Annotated in this window: 12 protein-coding genes and 1 pseudogene; 7 read left to right on the top strand and 6 right to left on the bottom strand. The window is 72.0% G+C overall.

The window, feature by feature from the left end:
- Positions 1-81 precede the first annotated feature (81 nt).
- Genes N8I86_RS12510 through N8I86_RS12500 form a run of 3 tightly spaced genes read right to left on the bottom strand, consistent with a single transcriptional unit; the run spans position 82 to position 3294 of the window.
- Positions 82-1101 (bottom strand): TolB family protein, encoded by a 1020-nt coding sequence (locus N8I86_RS12510; protein ID WP_073893299.1) that lies wholly within the window; start codon positions 1099-1101, stop codon positions 82-84.
- Positions 1098-2405 (bottom strand): MFS transporter, encoded by a 1308-nt coding sequence (locus tag N8I86_RS12505; RefSeq protein ID WP_263277780.1) that lies wholly within the window; start codon positions 2403-2405, stop codon positions 1098-1100. Before N8I86_RS12505 ends, N8I86_RS12510 begins: the two co-directional genes overlap by 4 nt.
- 1 nt (position 2406) lies before the next feature.
- A complete protein-coding gene (locus N8I86_RS12500; RefSeq protein WP_263277779.1) occupies positions 2407-3294 on the bottom strand; it encodes an alkaline phosphatase family protein in 888 nt (295 codons plus the stop codon).
- 133 nt (positions 3295-3427) lie between these two features.
- Here N8I86_RS12500 and N8I86_RS12495 point away from each other — a divergent pair, with 133 nt between their 5' ends.
- On the top strand, positions 3428-4330 hold the full coding sequence (locus N8I86_RS12495) for a DUF72 domain-containing protein (protein ID WP_073893292.1): 903 nt from the start codon (positions 3428-3430) through the stop codon (positions 4328-4330).
- On the opposite strand, the pseudogene N8I86_RS12490 reads toward N8I86_RS12495, so the two are convergent.
- Positions 4302-4463, bottom strand: a pseudogene (locus N8I86_RS12490) (VOC family protein); the annotation flags it as partial. The gene N8I86_RS12495 and the pseudogene N8I86_RS12490 sit on opposite strands and share 29 nt — an antisense overlap.
- A 949-nt stretch (positions 4464-5412) precedes the next feature.
- On the opposite strand from N8I86_RS12490, the gene N8I86_RS12485 reads away from it, so the two are divergent.
- The gene (locus N8I86_RS12485) at positions 5413-8412 is read left to right on the top strand and encodes a bifunctional [glutamine synthetase] adenylyltransferase/[glutamine synthetase]-adenylyl-L-tyrosine phosphorylase (RefSeq protein ID WP_263277778.1); all 3000 of its coding nucleotides are present in this window, start codon (positions 5413-5415) and stop codon (positions 8410-8412) included.
- Here the strand turns inward: N8I86_RS12485 and N8I86_RS12480 are convergent.
- Positions 8394-9254, bottom strand: a complete 861-nt coding sequence (locus N8I86_RS12480; RefSeq protein ID WP_263277777.1) for a phosphatase PAP2 family protein — start codon at positions 9252-9254, stop codon at positions 8394-8396. The two genes, N8I86_RS12485 and N8I86_RS12480, sit on opposite strands and share 19 nt — an antisense overlap.
- Before the next feature lie 119 nt (positions 9255-9373).
- Positions 9374-10408, bottom strand: a complete 1035-nt coding sequence (locus N8I86_RS12475) for a LacI family DNA-binding transcriptional regulator (protein WP_073894112.1) — start codon at positions 10406-10408, stop codon at positions 9374-9376.
- Positions 10409-10800: 392 nt separating this feature from the next.
- Here N8I86_RS12475 and N8I86_RS12470 point away from each other — a divergent pair, with 392 nt between their 5' ends.
- The 5 genes from N8I86_RS12470 to N8I86_RS12450 all read left to right on the top strand — a co-directional run bounded on the left by N8I86_RS12470 (position 10801) and on the right by N8I86_RS12450 (position 17516).
- A complete protein-coding gene (locus N8I86_RS12470; protein WP_073893286.1) occupies positions 10801-12075 on the top strand; it encodes an extracellular solute-binding protein in 1275 nt (424 codons plus the stop codon).
- 100 nt (positions 12076-12175) lie between these two features.
- Complete coding sequence (locus tag N8I86_RS12465) at positions 12176-13180, top strand: carbohydrate ABC transporter permease (RefSeq protein ID WP_073893283.1); 1005 nt, start codon at positions 12176-12178, stop codon at positions 13178-13180.
- A 13-nt stretch (positions 13181-13193) separates the two neighbouring features.
- Positions 13194-14099, top strand: coding sequence for a sugar ABC transporter permease (locus tag N8I86_RS12460; RefSeq protein ID WP_263277776.1), 906 nt, complete (start codon positions 13194-13196; stop codon positions 14097-14099).
- A 200-nt stretch (positions 14100-14299) separates the two neighbouring features.
- Positions 14300-15985, top strand: coding sequence for a glycoside hydrolase family 13 protein (locus tag N8I86_RS12455; RefSeq protein WP_073893277.1), 1686 nt, complete (start codon positions 14300-14302; stop codon positions 15983-15985).
- A gap of 154 nt (positions 15986-16139) precedes the next feature.
- A complete protein-coding gene (locus N8I86_RS12450) occupies positions 16140-17516 on the top strand; it encodes an alpha-amylase (protein ID WP_185091404.1) in 1377 nt (458 codons plus the stop codon).
- Positions 17517-17571 lie beyond the last annotated feature (55 nt).

Raw genomic sequence — 17571 nt, 5'->3', positions numbered from 1 at the left:
CGAGCCCACAGTGCGCCGGTCCGGGACCGCCCGCCTCACACCCTCCGGGTGATTTCCCCGGCCCGCCCGACCGCCCAGGCCCTAGCGCAGGTACGCCGGTGACACCGCCGCCGTGCTGATCCGCCGGGCCCTGCCCGAGCCGTCCGCCGGGACCTCGTAGAGATCCGCGCCGTAGTCCCCGGGCAGCGCGTACACCAGGGTGCGGGCGTCCCGCCAGACCGCCTGGTCGTCCACGCTCCTCGGTTCGGCCAGGGGAGTCTCCCGCATCGTGCGCAGGTCGAGGACGTACAGACGCCACGGGGCGTCCTTGGGCAGCCCCGCCACCCGCTTCTTGTAGGCGACCCGCGTGCCGTCGGGGGAGAGGGACGGGCACTCCACGTTCGGGTGCAGCGTGGTGACCGTACGGCGGCGCAGATCGCCGCGGACCAGGTAGGTGCGCCCCCCGGTGGCCAGCGTCGCGTAGAAGGTACGGTCGTCCGCCGCGAACGTCACGCCCCAGAAGTTGACGTCCGCCGCCCGGTAGGGCCGTCCGTCCTTGACGATCCGGAAGTCCTCCAGCGACGGGACCAGGACGCCGGTGCGGGTGTCCGCGATCGCCGTGCGCGTGGAGAAGTTCGTACCGGCGTACGAGTCGCCGCCGACGAAGGCCGTCCAGGCGGCGAAGCGGCCGGTGGGGGAGACCCGGGCGCGGGAGGGGATGCCGGGGACGTCGTAGTGGTCCACGGTGCGCAGGCGCGCGTCGAGGATCAGGGCGCGGTAGGTGTCGGACACCGGCCCGTGCACCGCCTGGAGGCACACGCCGGTGCCCGAAGCGGCGTGGAAGCGCAGGCACTTGACGCCCGAGGCGGTGCGCGGGGCCGCGGGCTCGCCGGCCGGGACGCTCGTCAGCTCGTCCCGGTGCGGTCCCCACGCCATGTTCCGGAACACCATCCGGCCGTGACCGGTCAGTGCCACCGTGCCGGGCGTGACCCGCGGGCCGCCGGCCTGGGTGTGGTCGCGGCGGTCGGCGCGGGCGGAGGCGTGCAGCACGGACGCCAGCCCGACCGCCGCGAGCACGGCGACCGCCGCCGCCAGGATCAGGACACGGTTGCGTACGGTCATGCGGTCACCGGTTCCTTCGGGCGCAGGGTGAGGGAGAACGCGGCACACGCGGCGAGCGCCACGGCCGCACCGGCCAGTGCGGTGCGGTCGCCCCACGCCGTCCAGGCCGCGCCGAACAGCAGCGAGCAGGCGAACCGCGCGAGTGCCTGCCCGGTCTGCACCACGGCGAGTCCCGAGGAGCGCAGCGCCTCGGGGACCCCGTCGGAGGCCGCCGCCATCAGCACCCCGTCGGTGGCCGCGTAGAAACCGCCGTGCAGGGCGAGGACGGCGTACGGCAGGGCCGTGCCGTGCCAGGACGTGAGCAGCAGGCCGTAGGCGAGGAGCAGGGCACCGTGCCCGGCCAGGAACACCGTCCACCGGCCCACCCGGTCCGCGAGCCGGCCGAGCGGCACCGCCAGCAGCAGGAAGGCGGCCGCCGTGCCGAGCGGCAGCAGCGCGAACCAGCGGTCGGGCACGCCGAGGCGGCGCTGGAGCAGCAGGTAGACGAAGGAGTCGCTGACCGTGGCGAGGCCCAGCAGCAGCGCGCACACGGTGATCCGGCGCAGGTCACGGCGGCGCAGCAGCCGTACGGCGGCGCGCAGGGTGGGGCGTTCGGCGGGAGCCGCGCTCGTGGTGGCCGGCTCTCCGGGCCCGCCGCGGGCCGGCTCTCCGGGGCCGCCGCCGCGCCTGCCGCCCGGTACGAAGAGGACCAGGACCAGGACGCCCAGGACGGCCACGCAGAAGCTGACGGTGAACACCGCGTCGTAGCCGTCCACGGTGGCCCGCAGGACCAGGAACGCCGCCAGCGGGCCGAGCAGGGCGCCCGCGGTGTCCATCGCGCGGTGCACGCCGAAGGCCCGGCCGCGGGACTCGGGCGTGCTCGCGAGCGAGATCAGCGCGTCCCGGGGAGCCGTCCGCAGCCCCTTGCCGGTGCGGTCGGCGGCGAGGACCAGCCCGATCGGGGGCAGTGAGTGCGCCACCAGCAGCAGGGGCTTGCAGGCCGCGGAGAGGGCGTACCCGCACCCGGCGACCCATTTGTGCCGGCCGCCGCCCCGGTCGGCGAGGTGCCCGCCGACGAGCCGGACCAGGGCCGAGAACCCGTTGTAGATGCCGTCCAGCAGTCCGAAGCCCAGCGGGGACAGGCCGAGGCCGGCCACGAGGTACAGCGGCATGACCGCCGTGACCATCTCGGAGGACACGTCGGTGACCAGGCTGACCGTGCCGAGGGCGAGGACGGTGGGCGCGACCGCGGCACGGCGCCGCCCGGCCGGAGGCCGGACGGCACCGTCAGCGGACGCGACGGCGCGGCTGTCCGCTACGTACACGTCAGGACGCCCAGATACCGGTGATGTCCCTGGCGGAGGCCGCGTTGCCCGCGTGCGTGGTCAGGCCCTGGGTGTCCTCCAGGGTGCGCAGCAGGTCGTAGTGGTTGTAGGTGGTGGAGCTGGACGAGCCCGCGGTGACCGGCTGGCCGTACAGGACCGTCGGGATGCGGTTGCCGCTGAGGCGGTTGTCCTCGTCGAAGGTGACGACGAGCAGGCTGTTGTGGGTCTTGGCCCAGGTCGCGTACGCGCCCAGGTTGTTCTTCAGCCAGGTGTCACCGGAGGACACCGAGCAGTCGTGCATGTCGCTGCACAGGTTGGGGACGACGAACGACACCTGGGGCAGCGTCGAGTAGTCCGTCGGGAACTGGGCGAACGTCTTGGCGCTGGACGTCGGCACGTTGCTGAACCCGAACCAGGGGTTGTGCTTGCGCGCGTACTTGCCGCTGCTGCACGTGGTCGAACCCTGGCTGGGCAGCGTCTCGTTGTAGCTGGCCCAGCTGCGGCCGGCGGCGATCAGCTCGGACGCCAGGTTCGGCGCGGACGAGAAACCCGGGGTGTAGCAGCTGTCGTCCGTGACGCCCTGCGTCGAACCGGAGAACAGGGCGAAGTAGTTGGGCTGGCTCGGGTGGGTCTCGGCGTACGCCTGGGACAGGTTGGCGCCGCCCGACTTCAGCGAGTTGATGTAGGGCGCGCTGGAGGAACCGATGACCTGGCTGTACGCGTGGTTCTCGAAGACGACGACGACCACGTGGTCCGGGCTGGGAACGGCCGTCGCGGCGTGCGCGGACCCGCTGCCGAGACCGGTCCACAGGCCGGCCGCGGCCGCGGCGAGGGCCGCCGCGGACGCCACGACGGTGCGGGCACGGCGGTACACGGAACTGCCGGACACATCAACCTCCGGGGGTGGGGGGGGGTACGGGGCTGGCGGTGCGGACAGAGCATGCACACGCCAACATTCCCGTGGCCCACGGAAGCCAACCTCGCGAGTGAAGACCGGATGAACGACGGGTACTCGCGCCGCCATGACGCGTATCTCCGTGGGAACTTGCGGTTGGACCGACCCGGCGCTGATGCGGAGCGGCTGGTACCCACGCGGCCACCGCGACGCCGAGGGCCGCCTGCGGCACTACGCGAGCCGCTTCCCCGTGGTCGAGGCCGACTCCCCGTACTACGCCCTGCCGAGTCCGCGCACCACCCGGCTGTGGGCGGAGCGCACCCCGGCCGGATTCCGCTTCGACGTCAAGGCGTTCTCCCTCCTCACCGGCCACCCCACCCGCCCCGCCGCCCTCCCCGCGGACCTGCGCGGACACCCCCGCGACGAGGGCCTGCTGACGGAGACCTGGACGCGGTACGCCGAGGCGGTGGACCCCCTGCGCCGCGCCGGGCGGCTGGGCACGCTCCTGTTCCAGTACCCGCCCTCCCTGGCCCCCGGCCCCGACTCCGAGGCGTTCGTCCGCGCGGCCCGGGAACGCGCCCGCGACTGGCCGTTCGCCGTGGAGTTCCGCGACCGCGCCTGGTGGTCGTCCGGTCGTACGACCGCCTTCCTCAGGGACCTGGACGCCACCGCCGTCGGCGTGGACACCCGCCAGGGCCTGCCCGGCTCGCTGCCCCCGGACACCGCCGTGACCACCCCGCGCCTCGCCCTCGTCCGCTTCCACGGCCGCAGCGCCCACTGGGGCACGGGCGGCAAGGAGGACCGCTTCCGGCACGCCTACACGGAGGCGGAACTCGCCGAGTGGCTGCCCCGCGTCCGCGCCCTCGCCGCGCACGCCGAGGAGGTGCACCTCCTGTTCAACAACTGCTGCGCGGACGCGGCGGTCCGGGCGGCCGGCGGCATGCTCGACCTGCTGACCGCCCGGCTGCCGCGGCAGGCGGCCAGTCCTGAGGCGCCGGTGCCGCGAGCACCTGGTGCGGCGGTTCGGTGAGCCGCCGCTCGTACTCCTGAACGGCCCACCCGTTGCCGTCGGGGTCCTTGAAGTACATGAACGTGGCTCCGTCCTGCTGCGCGAACTGCACCGGCTCGCTGACCTCCAGGCGCCGCGCGGTCAGTTCCTCGTAGTCACGGCTGAACGGCTCGCCCTCACCGAAGCGGAAATCCCTCCGGGGCGCCACCGAAACGGCGCCGCCGGGGGCGGATCGGGGGACCTGCCGGCAGCGCCGGACGGCTGCGCACCGACCCGTCCCCCGACCACCCGCCCACGCTCCGCCGTCCCGGGTCCTCGGCCCCCAGCGCGCGCTCGGCGGACGTCCGCCGCTCCGTCGTCCCCGAGGCTGCGGACGGCCACCCGTCCCCCGTCCCCCGTCACCCGCACGGCCTCTCGCGCCGCCGCCGAGTCGCAGGCACGACGCCCGCCCCGGCGGGCGGCCGGGCGTGCGAATCCCTGAGGGGATCACGGATCGCGCGGCGGGCCGGCTGGCGGGGCGGTGCGGCGCACCCGGCAAGGGCTGCCGCCCCTGACCGGCGGAGCCCCCGCTCACACGGCCTAGCGCACCTGATGCCCGCCTGCGCCCGCGCAGCCGCCGAGTTCCCTGGCCGGTCCCGGGGCGTCCGGCGCCCACGCAGCCGCACCCGGAGCCTCGCGCCGCCCCCGTGCCCGCGCCCGCGCAGACGCACCGGAGTCCGGAGCCGCACCCCCCGCACCGCCCCGTCGGCGCCCACGCAACTGACCCACAGTCCCGCCCCGCGCTCACAAAGCCGCACCCGGACCCCTGCCCCCCGTGCCCGCGCCCACTGAGCCGCACCCGAACCTCTCCCCGCCTGCCCCCCCGAAGACCGACGAGCCGCACCGGGACCTCCCCCGCCCCTGCCCCGAAGACCGACGAGCCGCGCCCGGACCTCCCCCGCCCCTGCCCCGGAGACCGACGAGCCGCGCCCCCGATCCCGGGCCGGTACCGGGGCCGCCCCCGAATCCCGGGCCGGTAGCGGGCCCGCCCCGGAGCTCGTGGGGCGTGGGGCGGTTAGGCTCTGGCCAGGACGACCTTGATCCGAGACAAGGGGAGGCCGAGGATGACGCCGGGGCGCAGAAGCAGCACGTTCACCCGTCTGCTCCGGCACGGCTTCACCGACCCCTCCGCCGCCGAGCGCCTGCTGGACGGCCCCGAGCTGGACCCCGTGCGCAACGACCCGGTCCTGCTGGAGGCCCTCGGCGCCACCGCCGACCCCGACCTCGCCCTGCACGGCCTGGTCCGCCTCCTGGAGGCGCAGAACGGCTCCGCCGCCCCGCGCGAGCTGACGGACACCCTGATCGCGGCCAAACCGCTGCGCGACCGCCTCCTCGGCGTCCTCGGTGCCTCCGCCGCGCTCGCCGACCACCTCGCCCGCCACCCCAGCGACTGGCAGGCCCTCGTCACCTACGAGCCCCGCGACCTCCACCCGGGCGTCGCGGAGTTCGAACGCGGCCTGGCCGAGGCGACCGACCCGGTCTCCCTGCGCGTCGCCTACCGCCGCTGCCTGCTCTCCATCGCCGCCCGGGACGTCTGCGGCACCACGGACGTCGCCCAGACCGCGGCCGAACTCGCGGACCTGGCCACCGCCACCCTGCGCGCCGCGCTGGCGATGGCACAGGCCTCCGCCCCCGAGGACGCGGCGGCCTGCCGCCTCGCCGTGATCGCGATGGGCAAGTGCGGCGGCCACGAGCTGAACTACGTCTCCGACGTGGACGTCATCTTCGTGGCCGAGGCCACCGACGGCACCAGCGAGGCCAAGGCCCTCAGGTCCGCCACGAAACTCGCCTCCCACCTCATGCGGATCTGCTCGGAGACGACCGTCGAGGGCTCCATCTGGCCCGTGGACGCCAACCTCCGTCCCGAGGGCCGCAACGGCCCCCTCGTCCGCACCCTCAGCAGCCACGTCGCCTACTACCAGCGCTGGGCGAAGACCTGGGAGTTCCAGGCCCTGCTGAAGGCCCGCCCGGTGGCCGGCGACCAGGACCTCGGCCGGGCCTACATCGACGCGCTGGACCCCCTCGTCTGGAAGGCCGCCGAACGCGACAACTTCGTCGCGGACGTGCAGAAGATGCGCCGCCGGGTGGTCGAGAACATCCCCGTCACCGAGATCGAACGCGAGCTCAAACTCGGCCCCGGCGGTCTCCGCGACGTCGAATTCGCCGTCCAGCTCCTTCAGTTGGTGCACGGCCGCACCGACCCGTCCCTGCGCAGCGGCACCACCCTCGACGCCCTCCAGGCCCTGGCCGCCGGCGGCTACGTCGGCCGCGAGGACGCCGCCCGCCTGGACGAGGCGTACCGCTTCCTGCGCTCCATGGAGCACCGCATCCAGCTGTACCGCCTGCGCCGTACCCACCTCGTCCCCGAGGCGGAGGAGGACGTGCGCCGACTGGGCCGCTCCATGGGGCTGCGCGCCGACCCGGTCGCCGACCTGAACCGCGAGTGGAAGCGGCACACCGGCGTCGTACGACGGCTGCACGAGAAGCTCTTCTACCGCCCGCTGCTCGACGCGGTGGCCCAACTCGCCCCCGGCGAGGCCCGCCTGAGCCCCGAGGCGGCCCGCGAACGCCTGGTGGCCCTCGGCTACGCCGACCCGGCCGCCGCCCTGCGCCACCTGGAGGCGCTGGCGTCCGGCGTGACCCGCAAGGCGGCGATCCAGCGCACCCTCATGCCGGTCCTGCTGGGCTGGTTCGCCGACTCGGCGGACCCCGACGCGGGCCTGCTGAACTTCCGCAAGGTCTCCGACGCCCTCGGCAAGACCCCCTGGTACCTGAGGCTCCTCAGGGACGAGGGCGCCGCCGCCGAGAACCTGGCCCGCGTCCTGTCGGCGGGCCGCCTCGCCCCCGACCTGCTGATGCGCGCCCCCGAGGCGGTGGCCCTGCTCGGCCAGGGGGACGGCGGCGGCCTCAAGCCCCGCGACCGCGCCCAGCTGGAGCAGGAGATCCTCGCCGCCGTGGGCCGCGCGGAGAACGCCGAGCAGGGCGTCACCGCGGCGCGCGGCGTCCGCCGCCGCGAGCTGTTCCGCATCACCGCCACCGACATCATCGGCTCCTACGGCACCGAGACCATCCCCGCCGAGGCCGACCAGGGCGCCCTGGTGGACCGGGTCGGCGCGGCCGTCTCCGACCTCACCGCGGCCACCCTCGCCGGCACCCTGCGCGCGGTCGTGCGCGGCGGCTGGGGCGACACCCTGCCCACCCGGTTCGCGATCATCGGCATGGGCCGTTTCGGCGGGCACGAGCTGGGCTACGGATCCGACGCGGACGTGCTCTTCGTGCATGAACCGCAGGACGGCGTGGACGAGCACGAGGCGGCCGCGGCCGCCAACAAGGTCGTCGCCGAGATGCGCCGGCTGCTCCAGCTGCCCAGTGCCGATCCGCCCCTGCTGATCGACGCCGACCTGCGCCCCGAGGGCAAGTCGGGCCCGCTGGTGCGCACCCTGAAGTCGTACGGGGCGTACTACCGCCGCTGGTCCCTGGTCTGGGAGTCGCAGGCGCTGCTGCGGGCCGAACCGGTCGCCGGGGACGCGGACCTCGGCCGCCGCTTCACCGAGCTGATCGACCCGCTGCGCTACCCGCCGCAGGGACTCGCCGAGGACGCCGTACGCGAGATCCGCCGGCTGAAGGCCCGTATGGAGGCCGAGCGGCTGCCGCGCGGCGCCGACCCCAAACTGCACACCAAGCTCGGACCCGGCGGCCTGTCCGACGTCGAGTGGACCGTCCAGCTGTTCCAGCTCCGGCACGGCCACCAGGTGCCCGGGCTGCGCACCACCCGCACCCGCCAGGCCCTGTCCGCGGTCCGCGCGGCCGGGCTGCTGTCCGCCGAGGAGACGGAGATCCTGGACGAGGCGTGGGTGCTGGCCACCCGGGTGCGCAACGCGGTCATGCTGGTGCGCGGCCGGGCCGGGGACACCTTCCCCACCGAGCCCCGCGAGCTGGCCGCCGTGGGCCGCTACCTGGGATACGGCGCCGGACACGCGGGGGACATGCTCGACGCCTACCGTCGCACCACCCGCAGGGCGCGCACGGTGGTGGAGGAGCTGTTCTACGGCGACGGGGCCTGAGCCGGCTCCGGCGCCCGGACCGGCACCCGCCGCGGCAGCGCGTGGGGCAGGGCGCCGTACCAGATCCGGGCCACCGCGGCACCGAAGGCCAGGCAGAGCATGCCGCCCACCGCGTCCAGCCAGAAGTGGTTGGCCGTGGCGACGATCACCAGCAGGGTGGTCGCCGGGTACAGCAGGCCGAGCACCCGGGCCCACGGCACCGACGCCAGCGCGAAGATCGTCAGACCGCACCACAGCGACCAGCCGATGTGCATCGACGGCATCGCCGCGTACTGGTTGGACATGTGCTTGAGGTCGCCGGAGGCCATCGAGCCCCAGGTGTGGTGCACCATGACCGTGTCCACGAAACGCCCGTCCCGCATCAGCCGGGGCGGCGCGAGCGGGAACAGGTAGTAACCGACGAGGGCGACGCCCGTGGTCGCGAAGAGCGCCAGCCGGGTGGCCGCGTACCGGCCGGGATGCCACCGGTACAGCCACACCAGCACGCCCAGCGTGATGACGAAGTGCAGCGTGGCGTAGTAGTAGTTCATGCCGACGATCAGCCAGGACACCGAGTTCACGGCGTGGTTGACCGCCCGTTCGACGGCGATGCCCAGCTGGTGCTCGGTCCGCCAGATCCAGTCCGCGTTCCGCAGCGCGGCGGAGCGCTGCTCCGGCACGGCGTTGCGGATCAGGGAGTAGATCCAGTAACTCAGCGCGATCAGAAGGATCTCGAACCACAACCGGGGCCGGCGCGGATGACGCAGTCGGCCCAGCAGACCCCGTCCCCCCTCGCCCGTGACGGCCCGCGGAACGGCCACGTCCTCGCGACCTTCCGACTCTGTCACGGTCGAGTCACTCATAGCCATCAAGTCTGCCAGACAAGGCTTCCTCGCCCGATCATCCCAAGGCCGGGTTCCCGACGCACCTTCTGCGCGGCACCCGGACACGGCCGCCGGCCGCCCCGCGGGACGCGCCGCCGCTACGAGGCGCGCAGGGCGTGCGGCGCCGAGGCGGTCGAGCCGCGCACCACCAGCTCCGGCATGAACACGAACTCGCTGTGCGGCGCCGGCGTACCGCCGATCTCCTCCAGCAGCGTGCGCACAGCGGCCTGTCCCATCGCCGGGACCGGCTTGCGGACCGTGGTCAGCGGCGGATCGGTGAACGCGATCAGCGGCGAGTCGTCGAACCCGACCACCGACACGTCCCGCGGCACCTCCAGACCCCGCTGCCGGGCCGCCCGTATCGCGCCGAGAGCCATCATGTCGCTGGCGCAGACCACCGCCGTGCAGTCGCGGTCGATCAGCGCGGTCGCGGCGGCCTGACCGCCCTCCAGCGTGTACAGGGAGTGCTGGACCAGCTCGGTCTCCACCCGCTCCGCGGGCATGCCCAGCTGCTCCTGCACCGCGCGCACGAACCCCTCGATCTTGCGCTGCACGGGCACGAACCGCTTCGGTCCGAGCGCCAGCCCGATCCGGGTGTGGCCCAGCGACACCAGGTGCGTCACGGCCAGCGTCATCGCCGCCCGGTCGTCGGGGGAGATGAACGGCGCCTCCACCTTCGGCGAGAACCCGTCCACCAGCACGTACGGCACGCCCTGCGCGCGCAGCCGGTCGTAGCGCTGCATGTCGGCCGTGGTGTCGGCGTGCAGCCCGGAGACGTAGATGATCCCCGCGACGCCGCGGTCCACCAGCATCTCGGTCAGCTCGTCCTCGGTCGACCCGCCCGGGGTCTGCGTGGCGAGCACCGGCGTGTACCCCTGGCGGGTCAGCGCCTGGCCGATGACCTGGGCCAGCGCCGGGAATATCGGGTTCTCCAGCTCCGGCGTGATCAGGCCCACCAGACCCTCGCTGCGCTGCCGCAACCGGACCGGCCGCTCGTAGCCGAGCACGTCCAGGGCGGCCAGCACGGACTGGCGGGTGGTGGCGGCGACGCCCGGCTTCCCGTTGAGGACCCGGCTGACAGTCGCTTCGCTCACCCCCGCCTGCGCTGCGATGTCGGCAAGCCGTGTGGTCACGGCACTGGACTGTACCGGTCGCCTGCCCCCTTGCACACCGGCCGGACGCCGGGCGCGGGAGGCCGGGCGGCCCGGCGTGGTCTGCTGCGTCATCGCGCTCCTCGTCCTTCGGTGGGACCAACAAAAAGCAAGAGCTTGCAGAGTCTTGCACAAGTGGCCCGTCCCGCGCTGATCACCGACGAAAAGGGGTCACGAGCCGCTCGCGCACAGGTCACGGCGGCGTAACCATCGTGTTCCCTTGCACTTTTTTGCTGCAAGGTCTTTCGCACCGCTTACATCGCTGTTACGTTCCCACTCGCCCGGCGGCCGCAACGGCGCAGTCGGCAAGACCGCGGGGACGGCGGACGGGACCGCTCCCTGCCTCACTCGGGCTTAACCCTCAAGGAGAACTCATGCGGCGTGGCATAGCGGCCTCCGCGCTGGTGGCGTCCCTCGCCCTCACGGCGACGGCGTGCGGCGGGAGCGACAGCGACAGCGGTAAGTCGGACGGCCCGGTCACCATCACCTGGTGGGACACCTCCAACGCCACCAATGAGGCACCGACGTACCAGGCCCTGGTCAAGCAGTTCGAGGCCGCCAACAAGAACATCAAGGTCAAGTACGTCAACGTCCCCTTCGACCAGGCGCAGAACAAGTTCGACACGGCCGCCGGCGCCTCGGGCGCCCCGGACGTGCTGCGCTCCGAGGTCGGCTGGACGCCCGCCTTCGCCAAGAAGGGCTACTTCCTGCCGCTGGACGGCACCGAGGCCCTGGCCGACCAGGCCAAGTTCCAGCCCAGCCTGATCAAGCAGGCCCAGTACGACGGCAAGACCTACGGCGTGCCGCTGGTCACCGACACCCTCGCCTTCGTGTACAACAAGGCCCTGTTCAAGAAGGCCGGCATCACCGAGGCCCCCAAGACCTGGGACGAGCTGAAGGCCGACGCCGCGAAGATCAAGACCAAGGCCAAGGTCGACGGCTACTGGGGCTCCACCCAGGCCTACTACGCCCAGACCTTCCTCTACGGCGAGGGCACCGACACCGTCGACGCCGCCGCCAAGAAGATCACCGTGAACTCCGCCGAGGCCAAGAAGGCCTACGGCACCTGGCTGAGCCTGTACTCGGGCAAGGGCCTGCACAAGGCGGACACCACCGCCGACGCCTACGCCCACATCCAGGACGCGTTCGTCAACGGCAAGGTCGCCTCGATCATCCAGGGCCCCTGGGAGATCACGAACTTCTACAAGGGCAGCGCCTTCAAGGACAAGTCCAACCTCGGCATCGCCACCGTCCCGGCCGGCTCGTCCGGCAAGGCGGGCGCCCCGACCGGCGGTCACAACCTCTCGGTCTACGCCGGCTCCGACAAGGCCCACCAGGCCGCGGCGCTGAAGCTGCTGAAGTTCATGACCTCGGCGAAGTCCCAGGAGACCATCGCCCTGAAGAACTCCACGCTGCCCACCCGTGACGACGCCTACACCGACCAGGTCAAGGCCGACCCCGGGATCGCCGGCTACCAGGGCGTCCTGGCCGCCGCCCAGCCCCGCCCGGCGCTGCCCGAGTACAGCAGCCTGTGGGGTCCGCTCGACACCGAGCTGCCCAAGATCGCCGGCGGCAAGGAGTCGCTGGACAAGGGCCTGAGCAACGCCGAACTGGCGATCTCGAAGCTGGTGTCCGGCTTCAGCAAGTGAGCCCGGGTGGCCGTCGGATCCTCCCTCGAAGGGGGAAAGGATCCGGCGGCCACCGCCCTGCGCCCAGCCCGAATCCTTGATCCTTTGAAGGTGTCGAACCATGACAGTCGCCATCGACCGCGCGACCGGCAAGCGCCGCGGTGACCGCGCGCCTCGGCCCGGGCTGGGGCAGCGCTTCAAGAACGGCTACCAGAAACACTGGTACGCGTACGCCATGATCGCCCCGGTCGCCGTCGTGCTCGGCGCCCTGGTGCTCTATCCGCTGGTGTACGGCCTGTACCTGACGCTCACCGACGCCAACAGCCTCAACACGGCGCGCACGATCGGCGTCAACCACATCGACGCCACCTACAAGTTCATCGGGCTCGACAACTACAAGGACATCCTGTTCGGCCCGACGTCGTACGACCGCTTCTGGTCGCACTTCATCTGGACGATCGCCTGGACCGCCCTCTGCGTCGCGCTGCACTACTTCATCGGGCTCGGCCTCGCGCTGCTGCTCAACCAGAAGCTGCGCGGCCGCACCTTCTACCGGCTGATCCTGATCCTGCCGTGGGCCGTGCCCACCTTCGTCACCGTCTTCGGCTGGCGCTTCATGCTCGCCGACGGGGGTGTCATCAACTCCGCCCTCGACGCGCTGCACCTGCCGGCCCCGCTGTGGCTGGAGGACACCTTCTGGCAGCGGTTCGCGGCCATCATGGTCAACACCTGGTGCGGTGTGCCGTTCATGATGGTCTCCCTGCTCGGCGGCCTCCAGTCCATCGACTCCTCCCTCTACGAGGCGGCCGAGATGGACGGCGCCAACGCCTGGCAGCGCTTCCGGTACGTCACCCTGCCGGGCCTGAGGTCGGTCAGCTCCACCGTGGTGCTGCTCGGCATCATCTGGACGTTCAACCAGTTCGCGGTCATCTTCCTGCTCTTCGGCAACACCGCCCCGGACGCGCAGATCCTCGTGACCTGGGCGTACTACCTGGGCTTCGGACAGCAGCCGCGTGACTTCGCGCAGTCGGCCGCCTACGGCATCCTGCTGCTGGCCATCCTGATCGTCTTCACCTCGTTCTACCGCCGCTGGCTGAACCGCAACGAGCAGCAGCTCGCGATCTGAGGCAGGAGTTCCCATGACCACGACCACCGTCGAGACCTCCGCCACGCCAGCCGAGCCGCGTCCGGCGCCCGCTGAGCGCAAGACCCGCCGGGGCGAGCGCGGACCGCTCGCGTCCCTCGCCTCCCACGGCATCCTGATCGTCGCCAGCCTGATCGCGCTCTTCCCGATCGCCTGGCTGGTCTTCCTCTCCCTCGGCCCGGACAAGGACGACTACCTGCACCCCGGCGGCATCTGGCACAAGATGACGTTCAGCAACTACTCGTTCGTCCTGCAGCACACCGGCTTCTTCGACTGGATGAAGAGCTCGCTGATCGTGTCGCTGGGCACCACGGTGATCGGCGTCCTCGTCGCCGCCACCACCGGCTACGCGGTGTCCCGCATGCGGTTCCCCGGCTACAGGAAGTTCATGTGGGTGCTGCTGCTCACCCAGATGTTCCCGATCGCCGTCCTCATCGTGCCGATGTACCAGATCCTCTCGGACCTGCAGCTCATCGACAGCTACCTCGGTCTGGTCCTGGTCTACTGCACCACGGCGGTGCCCTACAGCGCCTGGCTGCTCAAGGGCTACTTCGACACGATCCCGTTCGAGATCGACGAGGCGGGGCGGGTCGACGGCCTCACCCCGTTCGGCACCTTCTTCCGGCTGATCCTGCCGCTCGCCAAGCCGGGCCTCGCGGTCGCCGCCTTCTACAACTTCATCACGGCCTTCGGTGAGGTCGCCTTCGCCTCGACGTTCATGCTCGACGACAGCAAGTACACCTTCGCCGTCGGCCTGCAGAGCTTCGTCAGCGAGCACGACGCCCAGCGCAACCTGATGGCGGCCACCGCCGTGCTGGTCGCGATACCCGTGTCCGCGTTCTTCTACCTCGTGCAGAAGAACCTCGTGACCGGCCTCACCGCGGGCGGCACGAAGGGCTGACGCCCTCCACGCCAGAGGCTCCCGCGCGCCTTCGGGCGCGCGGGTAGGCGGCCGCGGTGCCCATCCGACCCCGCTGTCACCGCGGCCGCCTCGACACCCCCGGCCCGCCCCCGCCGCCGTACCCACGCGCCTCCGAACCGCACACCTCCCCCACTCTCGACAGCGTTCGAACGGGGGACCGTCACCTTTCCAAGGACGCCATGAGCCAGCAGAACCCTGCAGCCCCGGCCACCGACTCCGCCGTCGCCACCGTCGCCACCCGCCGCGACTGGTGGCGGGACGCGGTCATCTACCAGGTCTATCCGCGCAGCTTCGCCGACAGCAACGGCGACGGCATGGGCGACCTGGAGGGCGTGCGCTCCCGCCTGCCCTATCTGCGCGACCTCGGCGTCGACGCCGTGTGGCTCAGCCCCTTCTACGCCTCCCCGCAGGCGGACGCCGGCTACGACGTCGCCGACTACCGCGCCGTCGACCCCATGTTCGGAAACCTGCTCGACGCCGACGCGCTGATCCGCGACGCCCACGGGCTGGGGCTGCGCATCATCGTGGACCTGGTCCCCAACCACTCCTCCGACCAGCACGAGTGGTTCAAGCGCGCCCTCGCCGAGGGCCCCGGCTCCCCGCTCCGCGAGCGCTACCACTTCCGCGCCGGCAAGGGTAAGAACGGCGAACTCCCGCCGAACGACTGGGAGTCCATCTTCGGCGGCCCGGCCTGGACCCGGGTGACCGAGCCGGACGGCACCCCCGGCGAGTGGTACCTGCACCTCTTCGCCCCCGAGCAGCCCGACTTCAACTGGGAGCACCCGGCGGTCGGCGACGAGTTCCGCTCGATCCTCCGCTTCTGGCTGGACATGGGCGTCGACGGCTTCCGCATCGACGTGGCCCACGGACTGGTCAAGGCACCGGGCCTGCCCGACCTCGGCTCCCACGACCAGCTGAAACTGCTGGGCAACGATGTCATGCCGTTCTTCGACCAGGACGGCGTGCACGCCATCTACCGCCAGTGGCGCACGATCTGCGACGAGTACGCCGGTGAGCGCATCTTCGTGGCGGAGGCCTGGACGCCGACCGTCGAGCGTACCGCCAACTACGTGCGCCCCGACGAACTCCACCAGGCCTTCAACTTCCAGTACCTGGGCACCGAGTGGGACGCCGAGGAACTGCGCGAGGTCATCGACCGGACGCTGGAGGCCATGCGGCCGGTCGGCGCCCCCGCCACCTGGGTGCTGTCCAACCACGACGTCACCCGGCACGCGACCCGCTTCGCCAACCCGCCCGGCCTCGGCACCCAGATCCGCACCGCGGGCGACCGCGCACTGGGTCTGCGCCGGGCCCGTGCCGCCACCCTGCTGATGCTGGCGCTGCCCGGCTCGGCCTACGTCTACCAGGGCGAGGAACTGGGCCTCCCGGACGTCGTCGACCTGCCCGACGAGGTGCGCCAGGACCCGGCGTACTTCCGCGGCGCGGGCCAGGACGGCTTCCGCGACGGCTGCCGCGTCCCGATCCCGTGGACCCGCGAGGGCTCCTCCTACGGCTTCGGCGACGGCGGCAGCTGGCTGCCGCAGCCGGAGAGCTGGGCCGAGCTCAGCGTGGCGGCGCAGACCGGCGAGCCCGGCTCCACGCTGGAGCTGTACCGGGCCGCGCTGAGCGCCCGGCGCGCGCAGGCCGACCTCGGCGCGGGCGACTCGGTGGAGTGGCTGCGGGCGCCGGAGGGCGTCCTGGCCTTCCGCCGCGGCGACTTCGTGTGCGTGGCGAACACCACGGGTGAGTCGGTGCGGACCCCCGCGTACGGCCGGGTGCTGCTCAGCAGCGGCGAGATCGCGGAGACGGGCGGCGAGGCGAAGGTGCCCGCCGACACCACGGTCTGGTGGACGAAGCGGGCCTGACCCGCCGTCTGAAATTTCTTGCATCAACTTCACACCGGCCCGCTGCCTTTCCGGCAGCGGGCCTTTAACATCTGCGTCACCGCAAGTTTGCTGAAACATTTCAGCAAGCGTCTTCAGCGGCCTCCCCGAGCCTTCAAGGACGAAGGACCCCCACATGGCACGCAGAACCCTCCCCGCGGTGCTGGCCCTCGCCACCGGCCTTCTGGTTGGCATGAACCCGACGATCGCAGAGGCGTCCCCGCCCGGCACCAAGGACGTCACCGCGGTCCTCTTCGAGTGGAACTACGCCTCGGTCGCCAAGGAGTGCACCGGCACCCTCGGCCCGGCCGGCTACGGCTACGTGCAGGTCTCCCCGCCCGCCGAGCACATACAGGGCCCGCAGTGGTGGACGTCGTACCAGCCGGTGTCGTACAAGATCGCGGGCCGCCTCGGCGACCGCACCGCGTTCCGGAACATGGTGAACACCTGCCACTCGGCCGGTGTGAAGGTCGTCGTCGACACGGTCGTCAACCACATGTCGGCGGGCAGCGGCACCGGCACCGGCGGCTCGTCGTACACCAAGTACGACTACCCCGGGCTGTACTCGAGCCACGACTTCGACGACTGCACCTCCCAGGTGTCGAACTACGCGGACCGCTGGAACGTCCAGCACTGCGAACTCGTGGGCCTCGCCGACCTGGACACCGGCGAGGACTACGTCCGCGGGGCCATCGCGGGCTACCTGAACGACCTGCTCACCCTGGGCGTGGACGGCTTCCGCATCGACGCGGCCAAGCACATCCCCGCCGGTGACCTGGCGAACATCAAGAGCCGCCTGACCAACCCTTCCGCCTACTGGAAGCAGGAGGTCATCTACGGCGCGGGCGAGGCCGTCCAGCCCACCGAGTACACCGGCAACGGCGACGTCCAGGAGTTCCGCTACGCCTACGACCTCAAGCGGGTCTTCACCAGCGAGAAGCTGGCCTACCTCACCAACTACGGCGAGGGCTGGGGCTATCTGAACAGCTCCGTCGCCGGGGTCTTCGTCGACAACCACGACACCGAGCGCAACGGCAGCACCCTCAACTACAAGTCCGGCGCGAACTACACCCTGGCCAACGTCTTCATGCTCGCCTGGCCCTACGGCGCCCCGGACGTCAACTCCGGCTACGAATGGTCCGACGCGGACGCCGGACCGCCCAACGGCGGCACCGTGAACGCCTGCTGGCAGGACGGGTGGAAGTGCCAGCACGCCTGGCCGGAGATCATCCGCATGGTCGCCTTCCGCAACGCGACGCGCGGCCAGGCCGTCTCCAACTGGTGGGACAACGGCAACAACGCGATCGCCTTCGGGCGGGGCACCAAGGGATACGTGGCCATCAACCACGAGTCCTCGTCCCTGACCCGCACCTACCAGACGGCCCTGCCCGCCGGTACGTACTGCAACGTCCAGAACAACACGACGGTGACCGTGAACTCATCCGGCCAGCTCACGGCCACCCTGCCCGCGAACACCGCACTGGCGGTCTACGCGGGCAAGCCGAGCTGCTGACCGGTGCGCCGGCCCGGCCCTTCAGGGGGCCGGGACCCAGGCCCCCGCCCGCTCG

The organism is Streptomyces albidicamelliae, assembly GCF_025642175.1.
In the GTDB taxonomy this organism is placed as follows: domain Bacteria; phylum Actinomycetota; class Actinomycetes; order Streptomycetales; family Streptomycetaceae; genus Streptomyces; species Streptomyces albidocamelliae.
Note: the sequence above shows the minus strand (reverse complement) of the source record. Positions and strands in the feature narration are given on the sequence as shown.